General features: G+C 51.0%; 24 protein-coding genes and 1 riboswitch. Of the genes, 2 read left to right on the top strand and 22 right to left on the bottom strand.

Translation table 11 applies throughout. The features are described 5' to 3' along the window. Window positions 1-56: 56 nt before the first annotated feature. From WH37_RS23985 to WH37_RS23905, 17 genes are all read right to left on the bottom strand, one after another. Window positions 57-2,030 (bottom strand): copper amine oxidase N-terminal domain-containing protein, encoded by a 1,974-nt coding sequence (locus tag WH37_RS23985; protein ID WP_052737178.1) that lies wholly within the window; start codon window positions 2,028-2,030, stop codon window positions 57-59. A gap of 110 nt (window positions 2,031-2,140) precedes the next feature. Further along, window positions 2,141-3,559: an MDR family MFS transporter gene (locus tag WH37_RS23980; RefSeq protein WP_046233256.1), complete on the bottom strand. Its 1,419-nt coding sequence runs from the start codon at window positions 3,557-3,559 to the stop codon at window positions 2,141-2,143. 30 nt (window positions 3,560-3,589) lie between these two features. Continuing rightward, entirely contained in the window at window positions 3,590-3,838 is a 249-nt protein-coding gene (locus WH37_RS23975; RefSeq protein WP_046233161.1) for a hypothetical protein, read from the bottom strand. 218 nt (window positions 3,839-4,056) lie between these two features. After that, window positions 4,057-5,454 carry a cobyrinic acid a,c-diamide synthase CobB gene (locus tag WH37_RS23970; protein ID WP_414812272.1) on the bottom strand — a complete coding sequence of 466 codons (1,398 nt, stop codon included), beginning with the start codon at window positions 5,452-5,454 and terminating at the stop codon, window positions 4,057-4,059. Between the two features lie 61 nt (window positions 5,455-5,515). Further along, window positions 5,516-6,649, bottom strand: coding sequence for a cobalt-precorrin 5A hydrolase (locus WH37_RS23965; RefSeq protein ID WP_046233159.1), 1,134 nt, complete (start codon window positions 6,647-6,649; stop codon window positions 5,516-5,518). Then, entirely contained in the window at window positions 6,646-7,425 is a 780-nt protein-coding gene (gene cobM, locus WH37_RS23960; protein ID WP_046233158.1) for a precorrin-4 C(11)-methyltransferase, read from the bottom strand. Before cobM ends, WH37_RS23965 begins: the two co-directional genes overlap by 4 nt. Further along, window positions 7,422-8,132: a precorrin-2 C(20)-methyltransferase gene (gene cobI / locus WH37_RS23955; protein WP_046233157.1), complete on the bottom strand. Its 711-nt coding sequence runs from the start codon at window positions 8,130-8,132 to the stop codon at window positions 7,422-7,424. Before cobI ends, cobM begins: the two co-directional genes overlap by 4 nt. Then, window positions 8,125-9,342, bottom strand: coding sequence for a bifunctional cobalt-precorrin-7 (C(5))-methyltransferase/cobalt-precorrin-6B (C(15))-methyltransferase (locus WH37_RS23950; RefSeq protein ID WP_046233255.1), 1,218 nt, complete (start codon window positions 9,340-9,342; stop codon window positions 8,125-8,127). The genes cobI and WH37_RS23950 overlap by 8 nt, the downstream gene beginning before the upstream one ends. Before the next feature lie 62 nt (window positions 9,343-9,404). Further along, the gene (locus WH37_RS23945; RefSeq protein WP_046233156.1) at window positions 9,405-10,496 is read right to left on the bottom strand and encodes a cobalt-precorrin-5B (C(1))-methyltransferase; all 1,092 of its coding nucleotides are present in this window, start codon (window positions 10,494-10,496) and stop codon (window positions 9,405-9,407) included. Window positions 10,497-10,501: 5 nt separating this feature from the next. Further along, on the bottom strand, window positions 10,502-11,152 hold the full coding sequence (locus WH37_RS23940) for a precorrin-8X methylmutase (protein ID WP_046233155.1): 651 nt from the start codon (window positions 11,150-11,152) through the stop codon (window positions 10,502-10,504). 40 nt (window positions 11,153-11,192) lie between these two features. After that, a complete protein-coding gene (gene cobK / locus WH37_RS23935) occupies window positions 11,193-11,960 on the bottom strand; it encodes a precorrin-6A reductase (protein WP_046233154.1) in 768 nt (255 codons plus the stop codon). A 3-nt stretch (window positions 11,961-11,963) separates the two neighbouring features. Continuing rightward, a complete protein-coding gene (locus WH37_RS23930; RefSeq protein WP_063838037.1) occupies window positions 11,964-13,055 on the bottom strand; it encodes a sirohydrochlorin chelatase in 1,092 nt (363 codons plus the stop codon). Window positions 13,056-13,079: 24 nt separating this feature from the next. Continuing rightward, complete coding sequence (cobJ, locus tag WH37_RS23925) at window positions 13,080-14,918, bottom strand: precorrin-3B C(17)-methyltransferase (RefSeq protein WP_046233153.1); 1,839 nt, start codon at window positions 14,916-14,918, stop codon at window positions 13,080-13,082. 186 nt (window positions 14,919-15,104) lie between these two features. Continuing rightward, window positions 15,105-15,252, bottom strand: a riboswitch (cobalamin riboswitch). Window positions 15,253-15,388: 136 nt separating this feature from the next. Further along, a complete protein-coding gene (locus WH37_RS23920) occupies window positions 15,389-15,658 on the bottom strand; it encodes a hypothetical protein (RefSeq protein WP_046233152.1) in 270 nt (89 codons plus the stop codon). 24 nt (window positions 15,659-15,682) lie between these two features. Continuing rightward, window positions 15,683-16,156 (bottom strand): DUF6376 family protein, encoded by a 474-nt coding sequence (locus WH37_RS23915; RefSeq protein WP_046233151.1) that lies wholly within the window; start codon window positions 16,154-16,156, stop codon window positions 15,683-15,685. Window positions 16,157-16,433: 277 nt separating this feature from the next. Further along, the gene (locus tag WH37_RS23910; protein ID WP_046233150.1) at window positions 16,434-16,757 is read right to left on the bottom strand and encodes a hypothetical protein; all 324 of its coding nucleotides are present in this window, start codon (window positions 16,755-16,757) and stop codon (window positions 16,434-16,436) included. A gap of 186 nt (window positions 16,758-16,943) precedes the next feature. Continuing rightward, window positions 16,944-19,184: an MMPL family transporter gene (locus tag WH37_RS23905; protein ID WP_082110977.1), complete on the bottom strand. Its 2,241-nt coding sequence runs from the start codon at window positions 19,182-19,184 to the stop codon at window positions 16,944-16,946. A 135-nt stretch (window positions 19,185-19,319) separates the two neighbouring features. On the opposite strand from WH37_RS23905, the gene WH37_RS23900 reads away from it, so the two are divergent. Next, window positions 19,320-19,934 (top strand): TetR/AcrR family transcriptional regulator, encoded by a 615-nt coding sequence (locus tag WH37_RS23900; protein WP_046233148.1) that lies wholly within the window; start codon window positions 19,320-19,322, stop codon window positions 19,932-19,934. Between the two features lie 152 nt (window positions 19,935-20,086). On the opposite strand, the gene WH37_RS23895 is transcribed toward WH37_RS23900, so the two are convergent. Beyond that, window positions 20,087-20,875 (bottom strand): undecaprenyl-diphosphate phosphatase, encoded by a 789-nt coding sequence (locus WH37_RS23895; protein WP_046233147.1) that lies wholly within the window; start codon window positions 20,873-20,875, stop codon window positions 20,087-20,089. A gap of 228 nt (window positions 20,876-21,103) precedes the next feature. Here WH37_RS23895 and WH37_RS23890 point away from each other — a divergent pair, with 228 nt between their 5' ends. Continuing rightward, window positions 21,104-21,637 (top strand): hypothetical protein, encoded by a 534-nt coding sequence (locus tag WH37_RS23890; RefSeq protein WP_046233146.1) that lies wholly within the window; start codon window positions 21,104-21,106, stop codon window positions 21,635-21,637. A gap of 25 nt (window positions 21,638-21,662) precedes the next feature. On the opposite strand, the gene WH37_RS23885 is transcribed toward WH37_RS23890, so the two are convergent. The 4 genes from WH37_RS23885 to WH37_RS23870 all read right to left on the bottom strand — a co-directional run bounded on the left by WH37_RS23885 (window position 21,663) and on the right by WH37_RS23870 (window position 25,775). Then, window positions 21,663-22,940 (bottom strand): hemolysin family protein, encoded by a 1,278-nt coding sequence (locus tag WH37_RS23885; protein WP_046233145.1) that lies wholly within the window; start codon window positions 22,938-22,940, stop codon window positions 21,663-21,665. 160 nt (window positions 22,941-23,100) lie between these two features. Continuing rightward, the gene (locus WH37_RS23880) at window positions 23,101-23,460 is read right to left on the bottom strand and encodes a Lin0512 family protein (RefSeq protein ID WP_046233144.1); all 360 of its coding nucleotides are present in this window, start codon (window positions 23,458-23,460) and stop codon (window positions 23,101-23,103) included. A gap of 63 nt (window positions 23,461-23,523) precedes the next feature. Continuing rightward, a complete protein-coding gene (locus WH37_RS23875; RefSeq protein ID WP_046233143.1) occupies window positions 23,524-24,666 on the bottom strand; it encodes a DUF3900 domain-containing protein in 1,143 nt (380 codons plus the stop codon). Between the two features lie 2 nt (window positions 24,667-24,668). Next, complete coding sequence (locus tag WH37_RS23870; RefSeq protein WP_082110975.1) at window positions 24,669-25,775, bottom strand: nitric oxide synthase oxygenase; 1,107 nt, start codon at window positions 25,773-25,775, stop codon at window positions 24,669-24,671. Window positions 25,776-25,809: the final 34 nt, after the last annotated feature.

The raw sequence follows: 25,809 nt of genomic DNA, 5'->3' as shown, positions 1-25,809 counted from the left end.
AAGCATCCTTCCGTTCACATTTGTGAACAGAAAGATGCTTTTACTTGCAGCATTTGCTAGCTTTTCTTCTCTGGCATTGGCATAAACAGCAAATTGATTGGCAAATTGCTGCCGGATGCCGGCGAGAATACAATCGTTACCGCTTCTGATGCACTTCCCGTGCGGTACAGGACACCCGCTTCACCATTATTCGCAAGGAAGGAATTATTCGTCGTCAGAACAACATTGTTGTTGACGAGGAAGGCACCGCCGTAATGTCCGCCACGCGGGTTCAAGGCAATGAGCGTATTAGGCTGAACATTGAACAGCTTCACGACGTATACAACGCCATAGTTGCCTTCATTGTAAATCGTTGCTCCTGTAAGCTTGTCAATCGTTGTAAGGCGTGTATCCACTACTTTATCGCCAAATACCATACGTCCTGGCTCTGCACCTACTGACTGGGTCAGGTTGATCGTACGATCTGCCTTCTCGAATGTACCCCGAATGTGAATGCCATCCGGCTCCAAGTACGGCAGCAGCGGCAGCTCGGACAGAACATCCTTGCCATCATCAATAATGACGTAGCTGAATTTGATTGGACCAGAGGTCGAAACATCCGCCATCATCGTCAATACGCGGTCCGGCGATATTTTCAAGTCGCTTAGCTGCTTCAGAATAATACGGCTCTCGCCCGCTGGAATCGTTGTAATATCATTCATGACCGGATTCATGCGCGAGGTCAAATATTTGCTAATGGAAGATTTCCCTGTTGCCGATACATACAGCGCAGGACCGCCAATACCGACACGCTGTGTCTGAACCGTCGCTTCCTGATTTGTCTCATTCGTAGCGACGATGTACATACGCACCGAGTTTAGACGGTTGTTTACGTTATGCGACATTAGACGAACGTTGCCCGAAGCCGAATCTGTATAATACACGCCTTCATTCACAATTCGCTCTGGACTGTTGCTGCGAAGCAGCGTTTGCTGTCCATACTCTGTCAATGAATACGGAATCACATCAAAATTCAGAACGGAAGATCCACTAATCGAGAAACGCTCTCCTGGAGGCGTAAATAACATGCCAAAGTCCTGCTTGGAATAAAGCTCTTGATCCTCAATCATAATCGAAAGCGAATATTCATTGCTTGCTCCATGCTTGTCCGTTACCTTCAAGGAAATAGTCTGTGGGCCTGGCTCGAAAAAGCCTTGCTCCTTATTCGTCCAGCTCGTGCTCGTAATCGCATTTTCTTCGTCGCTGCTGAGGTCGGTATATTCAATTGGCTCGCCCATCATGTAGCTCGTTTTGTTTGTGACGAACTTCGCTACTGGCGGCAAATTCGGTTGAAGCACTTCAAGTGTAACCGTGTATGGTTCGCTCCAGACGCCATCCGAATCTTGAACCCAATGAGTTACCGTATACATGCCCGGCTGGTCGAACATCGGCAAATTGCCTTCCCAGCGCTCGTCCACAATTGGGGTGCTGCTGGTCGCCTGATTCGTATAAGTCACCTGTGTTTCATTCGCATAAATGACTTTAGGGCTTACTGAAAATGTTGCGACTGGAGCGATCTTTACCGTCCAAGTCAGCGTAATTTTTTTCTCCGCCTTGTTCACTTTCATCGTGATGCCCTGCGGCTGCAGCAGCGTACGAAGCGGAATCATCAGCGTACCCTTCAAGTTGTAAGGCGCTCCAGTAAACGACTGTACCGCTCCGTTCACATTGTAGGAGGAACTGGCAATTGCATAACGAAGCACGTTTTTTTCTGTCGTCAGCACATACTCCTTGGCAACCTTGTCATATACGATTTTGCCGCCGAGTCGCTCAGCGATCGAGCGCGCCGAAACGTAGGTCGTGCCTTTCAGCTCAGTTACAGGCTGCGTAGCTGTATACAGCGTGCCATTGTGGTACATTTTATTCGACTTTTGAAGCAGAACGAGCTGCTCTTGACCTAGGACATTTTGCGCTGCTTCCGCCTGAATCGGCACAGCCAAAGTAAAGACAAAAAAGAATACGAGTGCAAATAAGCTGACTTTTTTAAGCATGTGAATCTCCTTTTCCAAAATAAATTGCGATTTCTCTACATATCCGCCAAAAGTTTGGACGCAATATAATCTGAAAAGTTGCACTCCACCTATTATTTATGACAAATATTTTAAGAAGCGTGCTTCGTTTCCTGTCGCTCTGCTGAGGAAATTCGTGGTAAAGCTAGCGATACTGCACCGACAACGAGGGACAAAATGACCACAATCGTAAAGATTCGGTGCAAGCTTTCCTCCAGCAATTGCGGGTCGATTATATTCGTGCTGCCTGTGTGCAGCAGCAGGCCGAATAAAGCGATTCCGATCGTCTGGCCGAGCGTGCGAATAAAGTTATTCGTTGCAACCGAGGCACCGCGCATTTGCCGCTCGACCGCGGATGACACGGATACGGTACAGCTGGTTAGCGCAAGCCCAAAGCTTAAGCCCGTTAAAAACATATACAGCATAAACCAGGCAATCGGCGTCGAGGCATTCAGGAACATGAAGCCTAAACTTCCCAATACGAGGGAAAACGCACTGATTAGCGTTATATTTCTAAGCCCAATTCGCGAAATCCACGTGCCTGCCAAAATCGAGCCGAGCGGCCAGCTGACCGAAAGCGGAATCATCGCTAAACCGGAATAGGTGGCGCTTTTTCCATAAACGCCTTGCAGCCAGAGCGGCAAATAAAAAATAATAACGACGTTTACGACGCATAGCAGAAAGCTGAGCAAGTTCACCATGCTGATGGTGCGATTTTTGAACAAAACGAGCGGTATCAACGGCTCCTGTACACGCTTCTCAATATAGAAGAACAGCGCCATTAGCACCGCAGCACCTGCAAAAAGCAGCCCGATCTCCGTATAGCTGGCTCCTTGCTCCCCCGTCTCTGAACGCAGCAGTGTCAAGGCATAGAGAAAACAGAACATGCCGACCGCAAACGTGCCAATTCCGCCATAATCAATCGATCGCTTCCGCTTCTCATAGGCTTCCTTCAAAGTAGAGCCCAGCAAAAACATCGCGACAATGCCAAATGGCAAATTCATATAAAATATCGCCCGCCAAGAGACGTAATCGACTAGCAGCCCGCCAAGCAAAGGACCTGATATACCAGCTATTCCCCAAATGCTCGACATCCAGCCCTGTACCTTCGCTCTCTGCTCATAAGCATATAAATCACCAATAATCGTATAAGGAATCGTTGTGAGCGCACCTGCTCCCAGCCCTTGAATCGCACGAAAAATAATAAGCTGCGTCATCGTTTGCGCAAGGCCAGACAGCATCGAGCCGCACAAAAAAATCGCAGCCCCAATCATAAACATATTTTTGCGGCCAAATAAGTCTGACAGCTTGCCGTAAATCGGCGTCGTGACGACCGTAGCAAGCAAATAAATCGAAATAACCCAGCTATACTGCTGGGTTCCCTGCAGCTCTCTCGTTATGCTCGGCATAGCCGTACTGACGATCGTCCCTTCGATCGCTGCCAGAAAGGTCGCTACGAACAGTGCGATAGTAACGCTGCGTGTATTGCTCGTATTAATCATGGTCGCCATGCTTCCTTCCCTTAACAACAAACACGCCCCTTATGAAGTTTTCATAAAGGAGCGCATCTGTGTCTGATTTAAATAAGCATTGCTTGCGATACGAAAAATATACCTGTCCCGTGCAGCTTCAGACGTTTTCCAAAACTGCTCGTCTGTAAACAGGCGTTTGAGCAGCCATTCCGCCGCTTTCGCCGCCTGCTGTTCGTTCTGTAATAGCTTTAGGCATATCGTATAGCATATAGACTCGCATTGTCTTAAGCGATTTATTTTATATTGAAAATCCGTCATAGTAATTGGACATCCCCCGGTTATATGTTTAGGTCACTCATCATTACTATGATAGCGGAAACAATACGTTTAAAAGTTACGAAATGTTTAAAATGACCAAGGTGAAGCGGCTGTCGCCTTCCTTTGGCGGCGCGTTTCATTCCGAGAAATATAGAGAAAGGATGGAGCAATCATATCCTTTCCTATATTTTCAAAAAGCGTAAGCGCTTCAGCGCAAATTATGCTTTGCGGGCAGCATAGGCCGTACTTGCAGCAATCCAACGCTCTGCCATCACCGGATTTGAGGCGAAATGAAAGTGCGTATAGCCCGCGACCAGCTGCTCCAGCTGCGCTCCTTCCTGCTTCACACCGCGTCTGCCCTTTGTCTCATAGGCTGGCTCCAGCGCTTCGCTGTCAACACTGGGCACATAGACCGAATAATGAAATTCATGTCCGCGTGCCTGATCGCCCTCTGGCAGCAGAAAATTAGCGCCCAGCCCCTTTGCCTCCCGATAGCCTAACGCTGCAAGCTTGCCTTGCATGACTACACTTCCGGGGAGAACACCAGCCATCGCATAGCTATTGCCGCTCGTATTGGTAAGCTGCTCCGTTAAATACATATAACCGCCGCATTCAGCAAGCGTCGGCATGCCGCCAGCAATAGCGTGCCGCACCGACTGGTGAACGTGCTTCTGCTGCGCCAGCTGCTCAGCAAATTCCTCTGGGAAGCCGCCGCCGATATACAAACCCGATACATCATTCGGCACTGCTTCTCCTGCAAGCGGCGAGAAGTATACAAGCTCGGCGCCACATGCCTCCAGCAGCTCAAGATTATCGGGATAATAAAAATGAAACGCCGCGTCTTTGGCAACCGCAATTCGCACGCTGCCCTCGGGATTTCTCCTTGCGAATAAAGAGGTACCTGCTGCTGCCTCAGGAATTGCCGGCGCTTCAGCGAGCGCAAGCACGCGTTCAAGATCAACCGTCGCTTCGCACATTGCTACCAATTGATCAAATAAAGGGGACAGTTCTCCCCGTTCAATCGAAGGCACCAGGCCCAAGTGACGCTCAGGTATATGCAGCTCGCTGCTGCGCTTGAAATAACCGACGACTGGAATGCCGCATTCCTGCTCGATGGCAGCTTTAACAATCTCATAATGGCTGTCGCTGCCCACCTTGTTCACAATGACGCCGACGATGCGCACATTGTCATCTAGCGCCTGAAAGCCCTTCACAATAGCCGCTGCACTGCGAGCCATGCTTTGACAGTTGACGACCAGCAGCACGGGACAGTCCAGCAGCACGGCAAGCTCAGCGGTACTGCCTTCGTTCGAAAGCGGATTTTTGCCGTCATACAGACCCATGACACCTTCAATAATTGAAATATCTGCTGTGCTTGAAGCACGAGAATATATTTCCTTCACCGTTGCGGGCGGACACATCCAGCTGTCCAGATTGCGTGACTGCCGCCCTGTCGCTGCCGTATGATAGGTCGGATCAATGTAGTCTGGCCCGCTCTTGAAGCCTTGTACCGCCAATCCTCTGCGCGCTAAAGCAGCCATCAGCCCGACGGTTGTCGTCGTTTTGCCAACTCCGCTGCCCGTTCCGGCGATGATGATTCTTTTCTGCGTTGCTATCGTCATAACGTGTGTATTCCTTTCCTTAAGGACTTGCGGTGAAAAAGCTGTGCTGCACAGCCTATGCGAAGGGAATAAGTCCAATCGAAATGGTGACATTGCCGGATTTTTGCTTGCCCAGCAGCAGCTCGTTGTTTTTCGTATAACGCTTCACCGCAGGCTCGCTTACCCCGTAAGCTCCAGTAAATTTAAATACCGTTTCGGAAGGCTCGCTGATTTCCTCTTCGTTCAGCTCCGAAGGCGTATATGTCACCAGCGGCCAGCCATACTTGGCGCATACCGCAAGCAGCCCTTCTTCATCCTTTTTGAGATCAATGGTACAAATTGCCTTGACGCTGCGAATCGAAGCCCGGATTCCTTCCAAAGCGGAAGCGATAACCGCTTCGATTTCCTCCGCAGACGTCCCTCGATTGCAGCCGATGCCCAGCGCCAGCACCTTCGGACGATAGAGCACGCCGTTCTCCAGCAGCTTCTGCTCATTCTCCTCCAGCAGACGGTGTGTGACAATGAGCGCCGCATTAGGCGCGGCAGCCTCCGCTGCGGCAATAGAGTCATAAACGACCAAATTAGGAGGCATTGGAGTATCATGCATCCACCAGTTTCGCTCGCCTGACTCCTGCACAATAGCAACAGGCTCCTCATTGACGACAGCGGCGCTGACAGGCGTCAGCAACGCATCGCTTTCCCACTCCCAGCCAAAGCGCCGACCGAACAAATCAACAGGCAGCGTGCGCTGTACATCCGATGCCGTCGTCAGCACCGGACGTGCGCCAATAGCCGCCGCTGTCTCGCGCGTCAGTTCATTCGCTCCGCCTAGATGGCCAGACAGCACGCTGATGACATGCTCGCCCTTATCGTCAATAACGACGATGCCTGGATCCTTCTTCTTGTCTTGCAGCAATGGAGCAATCATTCTTACAACTGCGCCCAGCGATATAATACAAATAATTCCTTTATATTTCGGAAACAAGGCAGGAAACAGCATGCGCACCGAGCCATTAAACAGCTGAATGCCACGGCTCTGTTCATCGCCTGCTTCGAATTTGCCCATATAATACAAATCGACCGCGCCCATATTTTCCAGCAGCCGTCTGCCTGTCTGCACGCCATGCTTCGTAATGGCAACTACCGCATATTCGTGCTTTTGGATAATGTCCGGGATGACGCCTTCCTCCAGCTGAATGATCGCACTCATTCCGGCTTCACTCCTCTGCGGAAGCGGTGCGTGAACGTTTTGTCATACAGCTTGGAACGGTGCGCATCCTTGTTGTGCAGCTCTGGATCAAGCGCCCAGCCTGCCAAAATCATCGCATGCGCGCGAATGCCATGCTCACGCATTGCATTGTCGAGCTCCGCAAGCGTTGTACGGATAATTAATTGATCCGGCCAGCTCGCCCGGCGAACAACGGCGATTGGCGTCTCGTCCTCCCAGCCGGCATCTTTAAATTCCTGTACCACTTTGCGCGTCAGCGTAGCGCTGAGGAACAACGCGATCGTACAGCGATGCGCCGCCAAATCTTTCAGCTTCTCCAGCTCAGGCACAGGCGTCCGCCCTTCGGCACGCGTCAAAATGACGGTTTGCGTCAAGTCTGGTATCGTCAGCTCAGCGCCAACCGCAGCAGCGGCAGCGAATACTGAGCTAACGCCCGGCACGATTTCACAATGGATGCCTTCACGTTTAAGCAGCACCATCTGCTCCAAAATAGCCCCATACATCGCAGGGTCGCCAGTATGGATGCGGGCCACGCTTTTTCCCTGCTTCACCCGGTCTACGATTATGCCAACCATTTCATCCAGATCCATGCCTGCGCTTTTCAGCACCTCGGCTTCGGGCTTCGCTTTCGCAATCAGCTCTTCGTTAACGAGCGAATCGGTATACATGACGACATCTGCCGCTTGCAGCAGCTTGAGCCCTTTCACCGTAATGAGATCCGGATCGCCGGGACCCGCGCCAATAATATGTACGATCATTTTCTCACCACCATTAATGTCAAGTATTCAAGCTCGCGCCCTTGCAGTTCTTCGACATCCATCCATACCTGCTCCTCGGACGATGTAACCTTCGTCAAAACATACGCGTTCTTAACCAGCTTAAGGTCGCGCAATACGGTCAGCATCAAGTCGAGTACTTTAGCTACTTTAATGAATACGACGCAGTCGTGGCGTTCAATCGCCGTACGCATTGCTTCATAGCTTGGCGTTGCCGGAACAATCGCCACATGCTCATCTCCGTCAGCAAGTGGAATGCCTAGGCGGGAAGCCGACGCATTAAAAGAAGAAATGCCGGGAATCGCCTGCATTTCCACTTCAGGATGGCGCTCACGCATAAGCCGCATCAGGTGGATATACGTGCTGTAGATCATCGGATCGCCTTCCGTAACGAACGCCACATCGCGCCCTTCGCTAATCGGCTGCCATACCTGCTGCACCGTCTTCTCCCACTGGCGCTCCAGCGATTCGCGGTCCTTCGTCATCGGAAATGTCAGTCCGAGCATTTCCTTCTCCGCTGCGTTCACATACAGTTCAGCAATCGTCAGCGCGTAGCTTTTGGCGCCCATCTTTTTGCGAGGATACGCGATAACCGGACATTCCTTCATAAGCCGAAAGGCTTTAACGGTAATCAGCTCCGGGTCCCCCGGTCCGATTCCGATTCCATATAATTTGCCGAGCTTAGTCATTGCTGCTTTCCTCCTCGGTGAGTGTCTCTGGCTGCTTCCAGGCCGTAATTAGAAAAATCGGATTAAGCGCATCAAAACGCGTCAAATCCAATATCGGTTTGCTGCGCGACAGCTGCGCCAGCGTAATATCGGTTTTAAAGCCTTCATCCTCAAAAGCGCTCATCGCTTTGCCCATCGTCTCAATCGTTGCCGCATTCACGACGATTCGTCCGCCTTCCTTGAGCCGCGTGCAGCAAATATGCAGCAGCTCGCGCAGCTCCCCGCCGCTGCCGCCGATAAATACGGCATCGGGATCGGCAAATGTGTCCAGACCAACAGGTGCGCGGCCCAGCCGCGTCGTCAGGTCCGTTCTGAATTTCCGGGCGTTCTCCACACAATTGGCAAGATCGCCTTCGTTCTTCTCAATGGCATATACATCGCCTTGGCGGGCAATCCGTGCAGCCTCAATCGCCATGGAGCCTGTGCACGTGCCAATATCCCAAACCGTGCTCGTCTCCGTGAGCTGCATAGCCGCAAGGCTAAGCACGCGGATTTCACGTTTGGTAATCAATCCTTTGTCCGGCTTGCGCTGGGCAAACTCACTATCAGCAATGCCGAGCGGCCACGACGGGCTCGTCCCTACACGCTTCAAAATCAATACATTCAGAGGAGAAAATTCCGCCTCCGCAAGCTCGCCAAGCTCATACCACCCTGTACGCTCATCCACTCCACCTAAATTTTCAGCCAAAAAGGCTTTATATTCGGTCATGCCAAAATCAAGCAAGTAGCGGGCAATAACGCTTGGGTTGTTTTTATCGTCGGTCAGCAGCGCAATCTTCGCCTTGCCGTCGATACGCTGCGCCAGTCCCTTGATGCTCTTGCCGTGAACGCTTGTCAGCAGCGCATCATGCCAGCTTTCGCCCATCCGCGCGAAAGCAAGCTGCACCGAGCTGTGCGCCGGATAAATGTCCAGCTCCACCTTGCCAGCCAAATAACCGCCAATACCATAAAACAACGGATCGCCGGAAGCGAGTATAACCGTCCGTCTGCTTTCCGCCTGCAGCTGCTTCGCCAGGTCAGTCAGACCGCCTTTAATGACGATTTTCTCGCCCGCATATTGCGGAAAAAACGCCAAATGGCGCTCGCCGCCAACCAATACTTCACTCTCTTGAATCCAGCCTTCATAAAGCGACGGCAAGCCTGCGGCTCCGTCATCGCCAATGCCGATCATTTTGATTTTGTTCCCCAAGCCCTATCTCCCCCGATCCATTGCTGCCAAGCAGCTTAAAAACGCTATTGTTCAGCCCTGCCTAATAGCTGGGCTTTCATCGATATAATGGCCGTCTCGACGATAAGCAGCCCGCCCGCTTCCTTCTTGCTATGATAGCAGCACAGCTCGCTCATTCGTTCGAAAAAGGCATCGATGCCGCGCTCCTGCATCATATCTCCAACCTGTGAAGCGGTGTTCGCGCCGCGCACTTCTTCCACAAGGCCTTCGGAAACACCTGCATATTCCGCTATTTCAGCGAGAAAACCAAAGTCGACTGGCGCGCTTTTGGAATGCACCATCATGACGCCCTGCGCCACCTTCGAAAACTTGCCCATCATCCCGACGAGCGTTACTTTGCGAATATGCTTGTTTCGGGCCATTTTCAGCGAAAAGCCGATAAAATCGCCCATCTCGATAAAAGCCTCTTCCGGCAAATCGGGATACAGCTCCATCCCAAACTTTTCCGTACGGCCACCTGTCGATAAAACAAGATGGTCGCAGCCGCTGACGGCTGCGACATTAATCGCTTGCGCGACGCTCGCTTTATATGCTGCGGTAGAGAACGGCACAACGGTGCCTCTCGTCCCGAGTATGGAAATCCCACCTAGAATACCAAGGCGCCCATTTAACGTTTTGAGTGCGATCCGCTCGCCTTCCGGCACGGAAATGACGACGCTTACGCCCCGTCCCTCCAGCTCGAAGGAGCGCAGCACCTCTTCAACCGCTTCATGAATCATGCGGCGCGGCACCGGATTAATGGCGGCTTCGCCAACCGGCACGGGCAGACCGGGCTTCGTTACCCGGCCAACTCCTATTCCGCCATCCAGTATAACGCCTTCGCCGTCATGCCACTTGACCTCGGAAAAAATGCTCGCGCCATGCGTAGCATCCGGATCATCGCCGCCATCCTTAATGACTTCGGCTTTTGCGGAATCTCTGGTCAGCTCACAGCTTACAATGGTGAAAGTGACCCGCTCGCCAATCGGCAGCACGATTTCCGCCTCCGTCTGCTGCTCACGTAAAATCAGCGCAGTAAGCGCCGCTTTCGTCGCAGCAGTCGCACACGAGCCTGTCGTATAGCCATGGCGAAGCGGCTTATCCTCTTTCTTGTCCACGCTTTTTACACTTGGCGCTCTGCCAGCAGGGAAATCGCGTTAACCGCAGCCACGGCAACCGGGCTCCCGCCCTTTCGTCCGAGATTCGTAATAAACGGAATGTCCAGCTTGGCAAGCTCCTCCTTCGATTCTGCCGCAGAAACGAAGCCAACGGGCACGCCAACGATAAGGCCTGGCTTGGCTTCGCCATTTTTCACCAGTCTAATTAGCTCCAGCAGCGCCGTAGGTGCGTTTCCAATCGCATAAATACCGCCGTCCGCTTCACGAATCGCCTTGCGAATGGAAATAATCGCCCGCGTCGTATTGAGGCGCTTCGCCTCCTCCATCACATCTGCATCCGATATGTATACGCGAACGTCGCCGCCAAATTTCTCAATGCGGGGCTTGCTGATTCCAACCTGAACCATCTGCACATCGGCGATTACAGGCTTGCCTGCGAGTATCGCTTTAATGCCCGCCTGAACCGCATCTTTATGGAACATCATGCTGCGCCCCAGCTCAAAGTCTGCCGAAGCATGAATAACGCGCTGAACAACTGAATATTGCTCCTCGGTGAATGGATGCTCCCCTAGCTCCTCGGTAATCATTTCAAAGCTGCGTGCTTCAATTTCCTGCGGCTGTACAGTAAGCGGTTTAAAATCGGTCATAAAATCCATGTTTTTCGCTCAGCTCCTTCAATCGTGATCTAACGTTTATTTATTTCAACATTTCCTTTAATGTATCACTTATTTCGTCAAAGCGCGAAAAAACATGCCCATACGCAAGCTTAGGGCGCCCAATAATAATCGTCTCAATGCCCATTTCAAGCGCGGCTTCCAGCTTTTCATCTACAGAGCCGACCTTGCCGCTCTCCTTCGTAATCATCAGCGTCACGCCGAATTGATCATAAAGGGCGCTGTTGAGCGCTTTGGAAAATGGACCCTGCATCGCAACGATATGCTTTTGCGGCAGTCCAAGCGCCTCGCATTTCTCCATATTGTCGAGGCGCGGCAGCATACGGGCGATCAGCGTCACGTTCGGCAAACCTAGCAGACGCTCGGTAAAAACCTGCAGCGTTTTGCTGCCTGTCGTCAGCATCACGACGCCGCCTTTGGCAGCCGCCATTTCGGCTGCCTCGGCATAATCATCCGCATACTGGATCAGCGGTTGTCCGTCAAAGGTCAAGCTCTCGCGCTCGTAGCGAATATATGGCACCGCTGCTTGCTCGGCCGCCGCCATCGCATTGCGATGCGCCTCCTCGGCAAAAGGATGGCTGGCATCAACGACAGCCTGCACCTGATTTTCTTTCAGGTAAGCTGCCATCTCATCTGCTGTCAGCCGCCCTACTCGCACGTCAAGTCCGGCTTCCCTCAAGCTGCCTGCCGCACTGTCGGTTACGACTGAAGTGAGCACGCTATAGCCCTGCGCCTTAATTTGTACGGCGAGCTCCCTCGCATCGCTTGTTCCACATAACATAAAAATCATGGCTTAACCCTCCCCGACAAGCGTAGCTGCCTTGGACGGATCATTTTTCTTCTGCGCATCTTCCTTGGCATTATCAGCAGCAAGCTCACCGATTTCAAGATGCTCGTGATCGTGGTGATCATGGTCATGGTGGTCATGATTATGGTTATGCTCGTGCGTATGACCCTCATGTTGATGCTCGTGATCATGAGCATGGTGTTCATGATCATGATGATGGTCGTGATCGTGATCGTGATGATCATGGTGGTGGTCATGATGGTCGTGATCATGATCATGATGGTGATGATGGTCATGATCTTTCATCGCTTGCAGGCGGAACTGGCACATATCGCAGTTCATTTTCACTTCGTCCTGCAGTGCTTCTGCGGCGCGATCTTTCAAAATTTCTTTAAGCAGCGGGTGGAAACCAAAATATTCTGCAAGTACAAATTCCGTATCTGGATAAGCAGCGGTATATTGCTCCATCGCTGCTTCCATCCGTTTAATTAAAACGCCGGTAAACAGGAAATAAGGCAGTATAATGACTTTGCGCGCGCCAAGCTTGAGGCAGCGCTCTACACCTTCATCCATCAAAGGCGCTGTTACGCCAATAAAGGCAGTTTCTACCCATTTCACTTTAAGCCGCTCCCAGAACAAGCGGGAAATTTTAAATAGCTCACTGTTCGCATCAGCATCGCTGCTGCCCCGGCCGACGATCAAAATAGCCGTATCAGCAAGCTCGCTTTCCTCTGCTGCAACAGCTTCGCCAAGGCGGGAGGTCAAAATTTCCAGCACTTGATCGTGAACGCCAATCGGCCGTCCATAAATAATATTTACAGCTGGGTAACGCAGCTTCGCCTCATCAATGGCTGCAGGCATATGAAGCTTGGCATGCCCTGCCGAAAATAACGTAATCGGAATAACGGCGATCCGAGTCGCCCCTTTTGATACGCAAATATCAAAGCCCTGCTTCATCGTCGGCGTTACAAACTCCAGAAAGCACAGCTCTACCAAATCTGCTTTCAGTGTTGACGCTACAGAGGCGACAAACTCGCGCACCTCTTCATTGCCTCTCTCATCTCGGCTTCCATGCCCTACAAACAAAACCGCATCCATCTTCCTTCATCTCCCTTGCTGTCGCTAGTCTCCGCACAATGCGTCTTCGATATGAAAAACAGGCAGCTCCTGATAGCGATAGCCTTCTATTTGTCCCATTCGTTTAAAAAATTTATGAAAGCGCTCATTCGGATGACCTTCCGCTTTATACAGCGCAATAATGCGTTCAATCAGTGGTACGATTTCATCGGCTGCAATGCCTTCAGCAACCGGCTGCGCGGCATGCGCATTGCGGCCGACGGTTTTGCCGCCGAGGAACAAATCGAATTTGCCACGGCGATAAACGATGCCGATATCCTCGTTAACTGCGCCATAACAAGCCATGCCGCAGCCATTGAACCCGATGCGCAGCTCCTTAGGCATCGCCATGCCGCCGATCTTATGCTGCAGCTCATCTGCATAAGGCACCGATTCCGCCTTCTCTAGATTGCAAAAATCGCAAGCCTTCAATTGCAAAACATCACCGATTGGCGCCAGACTGAGTCCATCCGCACGCAACTTCGCCGTCACGCTGTCTGGGTCAGACGTCGGAATACGCACAAGCAGATGATGATGCGGCGTATATTCGATCGAGCCCTTCTCGCCAACAGCCTGCGCCAGCGCCACCAGCTGCTGGGGCGTAAAGTTTTTCGTCGCTACACCCGGACTTACGGCAAACTCGAGCACCGATTGCTGCGTAAACACAGGCATAGGGCTTGCTGCTGCCGCAAATGCCGCACTAGGCTCTATGCCCTTGCTGCGATCATTAAGCAGCACCGCTTCCATCGCCAAATGCAGTGGCGACACAACTGGTATCGAGGCAGTCTCTGCCCTCATTGAAACGGCTGTATTTATTGGGGCTTGAGCAGGCTTCACGGGCGCGGCCGGAGGCGCTACAGCTACCGCCACACCGCCTTGCCCATATTCATTTCTTGGTTGGTCTGGCGTCGCCGCCTGCGGCTCCTCCCGCTCCAGCAATGGGTCCGTCGCATCATATTCGTCCTCGCGATAACCGCCATCACCTGGAAGCTCAGGCATTCCTGCCGTATGAAGCGCCCACGGCTCATTCGCCTCTTGCAGACGCTGGTGAGGCTTCAACGGCTGCGCGCCTTCGCCAAGCGTATATTTGCGCTGATAGCCGCGCGGCGTAATCATCAGCCCATCATAATTGACGGTCGTGGAGTTGCCGATGACGACCGTTGTCAGCATGCCGATATCATGGTCAAGCATACGGGCAAGCGTCGTCACGACAATATCCTCACGGTCGCGGTACGCGCTTTTCACAATGCCAACCGGCGTATCTGGCGAGCGGTATTTGAGCAAAATACGCTGCGTTTCAACGATTTGCCGTGTTCTTCTGCCGCTGCGCGGGTTATAAAGCGCAATGACGAAATCCGCTTGTCCGGCCGCTTCTACCCTGCGCGCAATCAGTTCCCAAGGCGTCAAATGATCGCTTAGGCTAATCGTGCAAGCATCATGCATAATCGGCGCGCCGAGCAGGGACGCTGTCGAGTTAATCGCGGAAATGCCGGGAATGACTTCAACCTCTACCCCGCCATTACGCTTCCAGCCCTTTTCAATCAGCACCTCATACACGAGTCCTGCCATACCGTACACGCCCGCATCGCCGCTTGATATAACGGCAACCTTCTTGCCGTTCTCCGCCTGGCGCACCGCTTCCTGCGCCCGGCTGACCTCCTCCGTCATCCCCGTGCGCACAATCGCCTGATCGCTGATTAGCTCCCGAATCAAGTCCACATACGTGTTATAGCCGATGACCATATCGCTCTCCTGAATTGCTTCACGGGCACGTTTCGTAATATGCTCGAAGCTCCCCGGGCCGAATCCGATAATTAACAGCTTGCCGACGCCTGCTTCACTCATTGCTGCCCCACTCCTTCTATGTAGCCATTTACAATTTCTATCCAACAAAATACAATTTCTATTCAACAAAAAAAGCACCTCTAACGTTATGTGTTAGAAATGCTTGAAAAGACCAATGTCCTTGTTAAACGCAGACAGCGAAGGGCCATCCAATCTCTAACACCTTCCTAATATCCACGTAGGTTTACAGTGTCGTTGAAATAAGCAGGTCTCCTGGCTTGAAGCGTCAGACGCTTCATACAGTGGCGGGTCCGCGCCGGTCTCTCACCGACTTCCCTATTAAGTCAACTTCGGCGCTTTGGCGCCTGCTGACACTTATTCCCTTCCTATTAAATTGTAATCTTAATGATAACATTAGATTGTATGATCGACAAGTGCGTTTATGCCATCAGCCCAGGCGCAAATAGAGCCAGCGCAAGCACGGACAGCATGTCCAGGCTGACGCCAGCTCTATTTTTCACCGAAACGGTTTATTTCTTCTCCAGCGTTTCCCAAGCCGCATTCACGAGGGAATCAAACAGCTCATCGTCCTCTTCCAGCTCATCCTCAACCGCTAAAAGGTCCTCTTCCTTGCCCGATTCATTCAAAAAAAACAAACCGTAGCCCCACTCTGTCGCCTTGCGGCTGTGGAGGGTAATTTCGTATTGGTTCGTCTGACCCTCTACTTCAAAATGAACCTTGCCTACGAAACCAGACTCCTTGGAGTTCGTCATGCTAGCATGCAAAATGTTTACTTTCATCTTCCATTCTTCCTCTCTTTACCGTTACGACACCAGCTGCTCAAGTTGATTCACTTGATTTAACAGCTCATTGATTTTGTTAATCGTATTTGGAATTTCCGTCGCGTCAACCAATGCTTTGCCGTCCTCGATCTGCTTCAGCACCGCATCAATGCTTTCCTGCAGCTTCAAATTATAATCGACTACTGTCTGATGGACGTCCTTGGCAAAGTCCGGCGCTTGCAGCTCGCCAAACTGCTTGATGGACTCCTGCACAGCTACCAGCTGTTCCTTATAATCGGCGCGTGCACTCGCATCGTTTACGGCTTGCTCCGCAAGCTGCGTCGCCTGCTCGCTGAAGCTCGTCAGCGTCTGCATGTACGTTGCCGCACCCGTCACATAATCAGCCGAGCTCGATACGGAATTGACCGTCTGCTTGGCATCCTCAAATAACGAGCATCCTCCTAATAATAACATTCCAATGATTAAAAGTATGCTTTTTCCTGAACGAATGGTCATGTTTAATCTCATCCTTTCCGCCTGTATGACACAGAGCACTATTTATACGGCAGAAGCGTCCAAACGGTTGCATTTCGTCTCTATCCTCTTACGATCAGGTTCTCAACACAGCCCCGCTCGAAAACTTAGCTTTGCTCCTTATAATTAAGCTTGTCCATTATTTAGCAGAAAAATAAAACACGGGGCCGCAGATGGCTAAAACGCACGCTGGCTATTGTTCGCGTCTGCGGCATAACTATGCAGCCCTTCCAAATAAGCTGCGCCACTCCTTCGGCAGCTAACGCTTTGACTTGAATACTAGCCGGCGCCATATGACGACGATAACTAGAAATAAAGCAATTATACCCGTAAGCAGCCACCCAGCCTGCTCATCATTCAGCTGATCTCCCGGAGCAGTTGCACCCGGATCAGTAGTTCCATGTCCAGCATGCTCATTACAGTTGGCGCCTGATGTCGGTGTAGTAGCAGCATTCGTTTGCTGCTCGCTATTTGCAGGTGTACAGACATCCGCTGCGGACACGGACAGCCATGCAGAACTCCAGAGGCTTATTCCAATAAACAGGACCACCATAAAAGTTAGACTAAGGAACCTCTTTCGCATTTGGCGAACCCCCTTTGCGCTTTTCGTTTCCCTTCATTTTATTCCCGTGCGCCCAGAACGGAAGCTTGGCCCGCGGAATTTTCACATCTGTTTATACATTTGCACCAGAAAAAAAGCGCCTTTCCCATCTGGTCATGCCGACCAGACAGAAAGGCGCTTTGCTGCTGCTACAAATTATACTGCGACTTAAACGCTTTGTTTTTGCTTGCCAAGCTTACTTTTTTCTTCTTCCACTAGCTCAGCCCTAGCCGGCCAGAAAGCTCTTTTGCCAAGCAGCGTTGTAATGGCCGGCACGAGGAACGGTCTTACGATGAACGTATCCATTAGCACGCCAATCGCCGTAATAACGCCGAACTGCACCAATACCTGAATCGGCAGCGTCGCTAGTACCGCGAATGTAGCTGCCAGGATCAGACCTGCGGACGTAATGACGCCGCCAGTCTCTGCTACACCTTCGCGTATCGCTTGCTTGAGCGGCATTTTCGCTTTTTTCTTCCAAATGCTCGAAATCATAAAAATATTATAGTCTTCGCCAAGGGCAATGAGGAACACAAATGCATACAGCGGAATCGCACCTTGAATCGCTTCTGCGTCCATCCCATAATGCAATATAATCCAGCCGAGGCCTAAAGCAGAGCCAAATGACAATAATACGGTGCCAATTAAATAAAGGGCTGCAACAATGGAGCGCAAATATACGATGAGCAGCACTAAAATCATCACAATGACGAGTGGGATAATGACTTCATTGTCACGATCGGTCAACAGCTGCGAGTCATGCTGCGTTGCTGTCTGTCCGCCTACCCATACTTTGGCAGCAGCATCTGGCACCCCTGCTTTATCCAGCGCTTCCTCCGCTGCTGCGCGCAGTATCGGAATGAGGTCCATTGCTTCCTGCGAATAAGGATTAATATTCAGCGTGACTTGCACCGACTGCAAATTAGGATCGGATTCACTTTGAACCGGCTCCGACACCGAGTCAACAAGGTCAATATCTGAAAGGCTGGCAACCAGCTCGACCGCCTTGCCATCTATTTGCGCTGCTACGTTAATAGGAGCCAGCTGCCCCGGAGTAAACGCTGTGGAAATCGTGTTAAACCCTTCACGAGACGGCATATCTTTCGGGAAGGAAGACAATAAATCATACGTAAACTTCACCTGTGGCGCAAAACCCGCAAGCACACCGAGAAAAATAACGCTCGCGATAACAACGGTCCAAGGCTTCGCTACGACTAGGCCTCCCACTGCTGTGCCTAGCTTGCTGCCTTGGCGGCGCGGGCGAAACGGCTTGTTCCGCTTCTCTGCACGCTGTTGCTGCATACCTTCGGTGCGAGGAATGAACGGGAAGAATGAAGCTCTTCCCATAATGGACAGTAGCGCAGGCACGAGTGTCAGGCTGGCCATGCCCATGATGAAAATCGACAAGCTGAATGGTATAGCAAAACGCTGGTAAGCACCATATTTGGCGGCAAGCAGCGCCAGCAATGACAGAACGACCGTGAAGCCGCTCATCGCAATTGCTCCGGATGCATCACGGAAGGCAATTTTGAGCGCCGTCATCTTATTCTCTTCCCGCTCCAGCTCCTGACGGAAATGTGCAATAAAGAACAAGCAGTAGTCTGTACCTGCACCAAACAACAGCACCGTCATAATCGAAATGGCTTGGGCATCTACTGTAATCCAGCCCTCTGATGCCAGCCAGCCGAGAATGGGGCTCGTAACCAAGTAAGCGAACCCTACGCCTACAATTGGAACGACCGCCAAAATCGGCGAGCGATAAATAAGGAGCAATAGGATGAGTACAATCAGTACCGTAGCAATAAGCAGCGACATGTCTGCTCCTTTGAATAATGCTGATGCGTCGACCTGGATGCCCACTGGACCGCTGATTCTTGCACTCAGTGCATCAATGCCAGTCGTTGCCGCATCAAACGGGCTCGTGCCGCCTGCCGCTTCTTTAACAAGCTCTTGAATTTTCTCCAAATTGCTGCGTAAAATTTCCGTATCCGTATTTTCAGCAAATGTAATCGGCTGAACAAGCGTGCCGCCGTCTTCCGATGCCAGTTTTGAAAGCGCCGGAGTCGGCATTTGATGCAGCGGCAGCAGCTCTCCTTGTTCTGGCAGCGGCTGCTCGCTGAGCAGCTGCGACGTTTTCTGAATGAGTGCATAATCTTCATCCGTAAGCCCGGCATCCCTATGCCATACGAGCAAGGCGGGCACACCAGCCCCATTCGGGAATTCTTCCTTCATCAATTGATCTGCAAGCACGGAAGGGCTGTCTGCTTCCAGGTTGGGTGCATTATTTTTCTCTTGCCCTCCAACAGCAGGAAGCCACAATGTTAAAGCTCCCGCAAGCACTATCCATACGATTACCGTGATCCACCGCGTACGGCGGCCCGCAATCGCGCTGCCTAATTTCTCTAACATTACTCCCATCCTCCGTTTCACATCTTCAGCCATTTGGTTTAAAATAGATTTTATAGACTAAATTAATTATATATACCCGAAGGTTAATTAATCAACTGCTTTTATTACAATGACATGAACATGGAGGGTCACGACATGGTAGATGAACAAGAAAAACGCAAACCTGGCCGTCCGAAAGGCAGCAGCACCGCTCAAACGATGGAGAAAATTTTATTTACGGCATCTTATCAATTTATGGAGCTTGGCTTCGAGAAAGTATCGCTTGACGGCGTTGCCAAAGCATGCGGCGTTACAAAGGCAAGCGTCTACTACTATTTCAACAATAAAGCGATACTTTTTACCGAGGCGATTTTATTCGTCTTAAACATGGCTTATAAGAGTACGCGTAAAATCATTACCGGTTCTGGAGAGCTTAAGGACCGACTGCTTATTGTAGCTGAACGGTATATGGCGAACGCCCATGTCGACTTTGAAACGATGATGCGCGAAGCGGCTTCGGGCCTTAGCGAGGAGCAGACGCTAACGATCCGTGCCGGAGAATCGCGGCTGCATGAGCTGCTCGCCGACACTTTTCAAGAGGCTATGGATAAAAAAGAACTAGTCCCAGGCAATCCGCTGCTGCTTGCCCACGCCTATACCGCTATGCTGAGCATTCGCAACCGTAAACAAGTTGTCAATGATGAAGCTTCACTCAAGCAAACGGCGCGTGAGCTTGTAGAACTGTTCTGGCATGGCGCCGCCCCCCATTAAAACGTGCGCCAGCTAGGAGCTAGGCCAGCGTTTTAACAATCACTTGCTTTACGCAGACGCTGCTAGGAAATAACAAAAAAGACTCCCTTCAGCCTCCAAAGGCCGAAGAAAGTCTCATAAGGATTAAAGCTGCTGCTCTTTCCTGACACCGACTACAAAATAATAAAAGCAAACACGATGGCAAGCGCAAAGCGGTAGTAGGCGAACCAGGATAAACGCAGCTTTTTGATTAAATTAATGAAGGTAACGACAGCAATGAGCGCCACGATAAACGCTGTAATGAAACCAATCAAAAACAGCGGCATATCCGCCATCGTCAGAAATTCACGGCTTTTAATCAGATCAATACCGCTTGCTCCCGCCATCATAGGCACCGATACGATAAACGTAAATTCCGCAGCAGCCTTTTGGCTCGCTCCGAAAAACATGCCCCCCGATATCGTCGAACCGGAACGCGAGAAGCCAGGCCATAGCGCCAGTACCTGAAAGCAGCCAATCGCAAGTGCTTGCTTGTACGACAGGTCATCCAGCTCTTCAGCCGTTACTTTCCGCTTAATCCGGTCAGCAACGATCATCAAAATACCGCCTGCGACGAGACCAACCAATACCGTTGTTGTACTAAATAAATATTCTTTAATAAATCCATGAAATACGACACCAATTAGACCTGCCGGAAGCATCGCAAGCGCAATATGCAGCGCGTTCATCCCGGATGATTTGGAGAAGTTGAAGTTCAACAGCTTCAAAAACCTTTTGCGATAAAGCACCAGCACGGCCAGCACCGCTCCAAATTGAATGACGACCTCAAAGGTTTTTGCACGGTCTCCTGTAAAGTTAAGTAAATCCGCGAGTAAAATGAGATGCCCTGTCGATGATACAGGTAAAAACTCCGTCAAACCTTCCACGATTCCCATCAGAATCGCGTTTAATAAATCCACCATTCTCTTGCCTCCTGCATCCTAATCTCTAGTCTCAAATAAACTCTATTATTGTAACACATGACTTCCGCCAAGTCTTCCCCAGCAAGTCCCAGATTTTCGACAGTGAAAGCTTGGTTTTTGCAACTTGTTGGAAGGGCCTTCCGTATTAGTGATGTGCTGCTTGGTTGCTGCTTCCAAGCAGCGAGAATCCAACATTTTCACCGTATGCCAAGAAGGGAGCCTGCACCATTGAATCAACATGAAGACATGCCAAATAGCCCACTCAAAAAAAGAGAAGGCGACCCGCTCGCGCTCACCGAGAGCGCAGCGATTATGCAAACGGATACCGCTGCTCAGCTCAGTGGCGTATGGAAAAAGCTCGCGTTTTGGATAAAAACGACAGCTGTTCTAACGATGCTGTTCGGCTTATTTCAAACCTTCGCCAGCTTGCTGCAATTTGGCCTCGGGACGATTGCCGGACTGCTGGAAATCAGTGTCGCCGTCGTTTTGTTCCTGCTAGGAAAGCAGGTGGGCAAGCTTGCTGGCCATTCCGACGAAAATGCGATGCTCAAGCTGGCGCAGCGGCTGCTGCTTTATTTTCGGCTGCAAGCCGCTTTTATCGTTACGTTCGCCATCGTCTTCATTATCATTGTCGTTACCGTCATTCATTTTCTCGTGGACTGGGACTGGGCCATTAACCTTATGCAGCACGGGCGAAAAATGAACAAGCTGCTCATGCGGCTAGAGAGCTTGTACAACATCGTTGCAGGCTGGTTTTCGTAACGTCAGCTCATTTCCATTGCAAGCCTCAACCGACGATAATTTCGATTTTGCGAATGCGATACGTCTCTTTCTCGCGAATGATAAATGTCAGCTCCGCAAACGTCCACGCCTCCCCGACGGGGAGGTCGGGCATGCGGTTAAACAGCCAGCCGCCAATCGAATCCACCTCTTCGCTTTCTAAATGGCTGCCCGTCGCTGTATTCACCTCGCTAATGAGCGCATTGCCGTTTACCATGAACCGCCCCTCCCCAAGCTGATCGATTTCCTTCACTTCATCCGCATCAAATTCATCGCGAATTTCGCCAACGATTTCCTCGATAATATCTTCAATTGTAATCAGCCCCGATGTCCCGCCGTATTCATCGAGCAATATCGACAGATGCACCCGTTCATTTTGCATCGTCCGCAACAGCTTTTTAATCGGCATAACCTCCGGCATAAACATAACCGGCTGCATGAGCGAGCTTACCTCGGTCGTCTGCTGATCTACATAATGCATAAAAAACTGCTTTGTATTAATGACGCCTATAATATTATCCTTGCTCCCCTGCGCCACCGGAAAGCGCGTGTATTGCTCGCGCTTGATGGTCGCGACATTTTCCTCATGCGGCTTATCGCTGTACAGGCACACCATGTCGGTGCGCGGCACCATAATTTCCCTCGCCAGCCGCTCGTCGAATTCAAAAATCCGATTCACATAGCTAAGCTCGCTTTTATTGATTTTGCCGCTTTCATAGCTTTCGGACATAATCAGGCGGATTTCCTCCTCCGAATGGGCTTCATGCTCCGTAGCAGGCTTGAAGCCCACTAATCGCACCAGCCCATTTGCTGACCCATTCAGCAGCCATATAAACGGAAAAAACAGCCGATAAAACCAAATGATAAGCGGCGCTGTGAGCTGGCTAATTTGCTCAGACTTAATTATGGCCAGTGTCTTCGGAGCAAGCTCGCCAAGCACGACGTGCAAGTAGGTCACAAGACTAAAGGAAACGATAAAGGACAGCACATCTGCAAAATCGCCTACAATTCCCCAATGGTGCAGCAGCGGATGCAGCACCTCATGAATCGTCGGCTCGCCGAGCCATCCAAGTCCGAGCGCTGTAATTGTAATCCCTAGCTGGCAAGCAGATAAATAGCCGTCCAAATTGTTAATGACCTTTTCTACCGCAGCCGCGTTTTTCGCGCCTTCGGCTACCATCTGATGCACGCGGCTTGCCCGTAAACGGACGACAGCAAATTCAGTCGCCACAAAAAAAGCGGTGAAAATAAGCAAAATTACGAATACCGTCAGCTTCCAAATCATGCCGAATCTCCTCTGCCATTTTGGACTATGCCCTATTGTTTCCATGAAAGGCGAAAATCATTACAAAGGGGACGGCTGAAAAGGAAAATGCCCGCAAGACGGGCTGTAAAGCTACAGCTGCCTGCGGGCATTTTATAAGAAACATTGGACTAGTCTCGGACTAATAACCTACCTCAACGGATGCATTTACGATGTAGATCAGATCATTGCGATCCGCCTTGTCCGGCAGCACAATGCCGCTTGTTGTCAGCATGCCGCCGTCCAGAACTTCCACGGTCACCGTACCATAAGGAAGAACTGCTTTAACTTGCTCGATATCCAGCAGATCCTTGTCGCAAGGAACAGCAAGCCGCACTCTAACCTTCATCGCATCCAGCGTTCCGCCAGGCAAAATCTCAAGAAGGCCCGGCATCGAATTGTGATGAATCGCATTTTGCACAGCCCGTACCGCCGCTTTCGTAACGTCTTGACCATGCAGGTCGCAGCCCATGCCAATTTCAATAAACAGCAGCTTTTCCATCATTGCTCCTCCTTCATATCCCTTTTGCTTATTCAATATAGCTTGCCAATACGGCTGTATCTGTTATTCGCCTTCGTAATTCGGATCATTCGCGAGGTCATCCGCATAACGCTGTAAATCCTCAATGGCGCTGCTCTCTTGTTTGTGCGTCCCGATCTCAGGCAGCAGCTCCATCAAATCCGGCGGCTGCAGCAGCTCGATTGGCGACATCCCTTTATCAAATTGAAACGAATCCCCTTCAATGACGACAACATAACGGCCATTATGCTTGGCAAAATGCAGCGCTGTTCCGAATTCCGCGAGTAAGCCCTTAATGGTCACGCTGTCCAGCTTGAACGTAAACGGCAGATCCGGCTTTTGCTCCACCAGCGCTGCCGATGCCAATGTCACCTGCTCCTGTGACCAGTATTCATGAATGTCGCGTTTCTCGCTGTGTGCCCATACTTCTATTGCATTTTCTTCCTCGTGGCGCTCGGTGCTCTCCGTCACACCCTCCCACTTGTCATCCATATACTGCTGTACCATGTCCAGCAGCTGGTCGCTCATCACTTCCGGAAGTGGCTTCTCATACGAAACGTATTTTAGAAAATCTTCAAAATAGCGGGCATGCGATGCCTGATGAATTTTCAGCTCCCAATGCTCCAATATCCCCTCCTCGGGCATATGCGGATATTGAATCGACTTGATGCTGCGGGCGCTAATCGCCATTTCCACTTGCGAAATCAAGTTGCGCTCATCGGAAATGCGGGCGATTTTCGGCTCAAAATCACATTTTAAAAGGAATAAAAAGGGCTCATCAAAATACGTATTCAGCTTCGCTCTTGCAATAATAAAAGCACCGCCGCGCACCGCGCTCGTATCCATATAAATATGCACCAGCTCGTCAGCAATGCCTATGTAACGCTCCTTGTTGTCCGCATCACGCAGCCGCTGGAACAAATTATAGTTCTGATTGCTGCCCAGCTCGTAGCCAGGCTCGACCATGAACCGACCGATTTTAGTCGGCGCATTTTCCGAATTCGGGTTGCGCTCCACTTTGCGCTTGACGATGCGGGCAAACTCCCCGTCCAAAAATCGCTTAATCTCACTATCTTCATAGTCCTCTTCCTCCAGCGTCTGATAATGCTTGTATCGCTTGGAGGAGCTGCTGTCCTCTCCCTCGGTAACAATGACGAAAAAGGATAAATATTCCATTATAAAATCCACGTTTATGACCCTCCGCTTGTATAAGCCTTTTCCTGATATAAATAAGCCGGCTTTAATTCCGTATCGTCATAGCTCCGATGCCATACCGCTGTCGTTGCCGGAGACATCGGCGGTATGAGCCATGACCAGCGGCCTGTAACCGCACGTCCCTGTTCCTTCTCTTGCTTCTCAAAGCGCGTAAACTGCTCGGCAGCCGTATGATGGTCAACGATGCTGGCGCCATGCTTTTTGAACGAATGAATGACGGCCGCGTTCAGCTCCACCAGTGCGCGATCTTTCCATAGCGACGTATTCGTCGTCATATCCAGTCCCATTAATCTCGCTACGACGGGCAGCTGATTGTAACGGTCCGTATCTGCCAAATTGCGCGCCCCGATTTCCGTACCCATATACCAGCCATTAAACGGCGCTGCCGTGTAAGAAATGCCGCCGATTTCCAGCCGCATGTCGGCAATGAATGGGACAGCATACCAACGGAGACCCAGCTCCGCAAACGGCTCCAGCTCCGGGTGCGACAGTGGGATCTCCAGCGCCAGCCCTTCGGGCAGCTCGTACAGCTTCGGTTCTTCTCCCTGCTTCTGAATGACAAGCGGCAGCACATCGAACCTTGTTCCCGCACCTTTCCAGCCCAATGCTTCGCAAGCCTTCGTAAATGGCAGAGAAGCAGGATCGCCCATGACACCGCCATTTCCGTCCTCATAGCCCGCATAACGAACAAGCTGATGGTTCCACAGCCGGATTTGACTTTTCTCCTGCTTCGCTGCAAAAATCGTAATCGCCGGACGGACTTTGCCGCCATTCGTCGCATAGCGAATATGCGAAAATATCGCGTCTGCAATATCGTCTTCCTGCTGCAGCTGACGGGCGTCAAACACCTCCAGCGTATGCCAAAAAAGACGGCCAATGCAGCGATTGCTGTTGCGCCACGCCATTTTCGCCCCATGCTGGAGCTCTTCGTATGTATGCTCATAAAAACCTGTACGCTCTACTTCAGACCGGATTTCCGCCAGCCGAAGCACAACCTCCGCTTCCCTTTTGCCAAGCTCGGCATAACAGGTAAAAATGAACTGCTCTGCTTCTCTATATAGCTGCTGCTCCACTTCGATCATGGTGTTCCCTACTCTCTTTATGCTTTGACACCTG

Source organism: Paenibacillus algorifonticola (genome assembly GCF_000971975.1).
Lineage (GTDB): Bacteria > Bacillota > Bacilli > Paenibacillales > Paenibacillaceae > Pristimantibacillus > Pristimantibacillus algorifonticola.
Note: the sequence above shows the minus strand (reverse complement) of the source record. Positions and strands in the feature narration are given on the sequence as shown.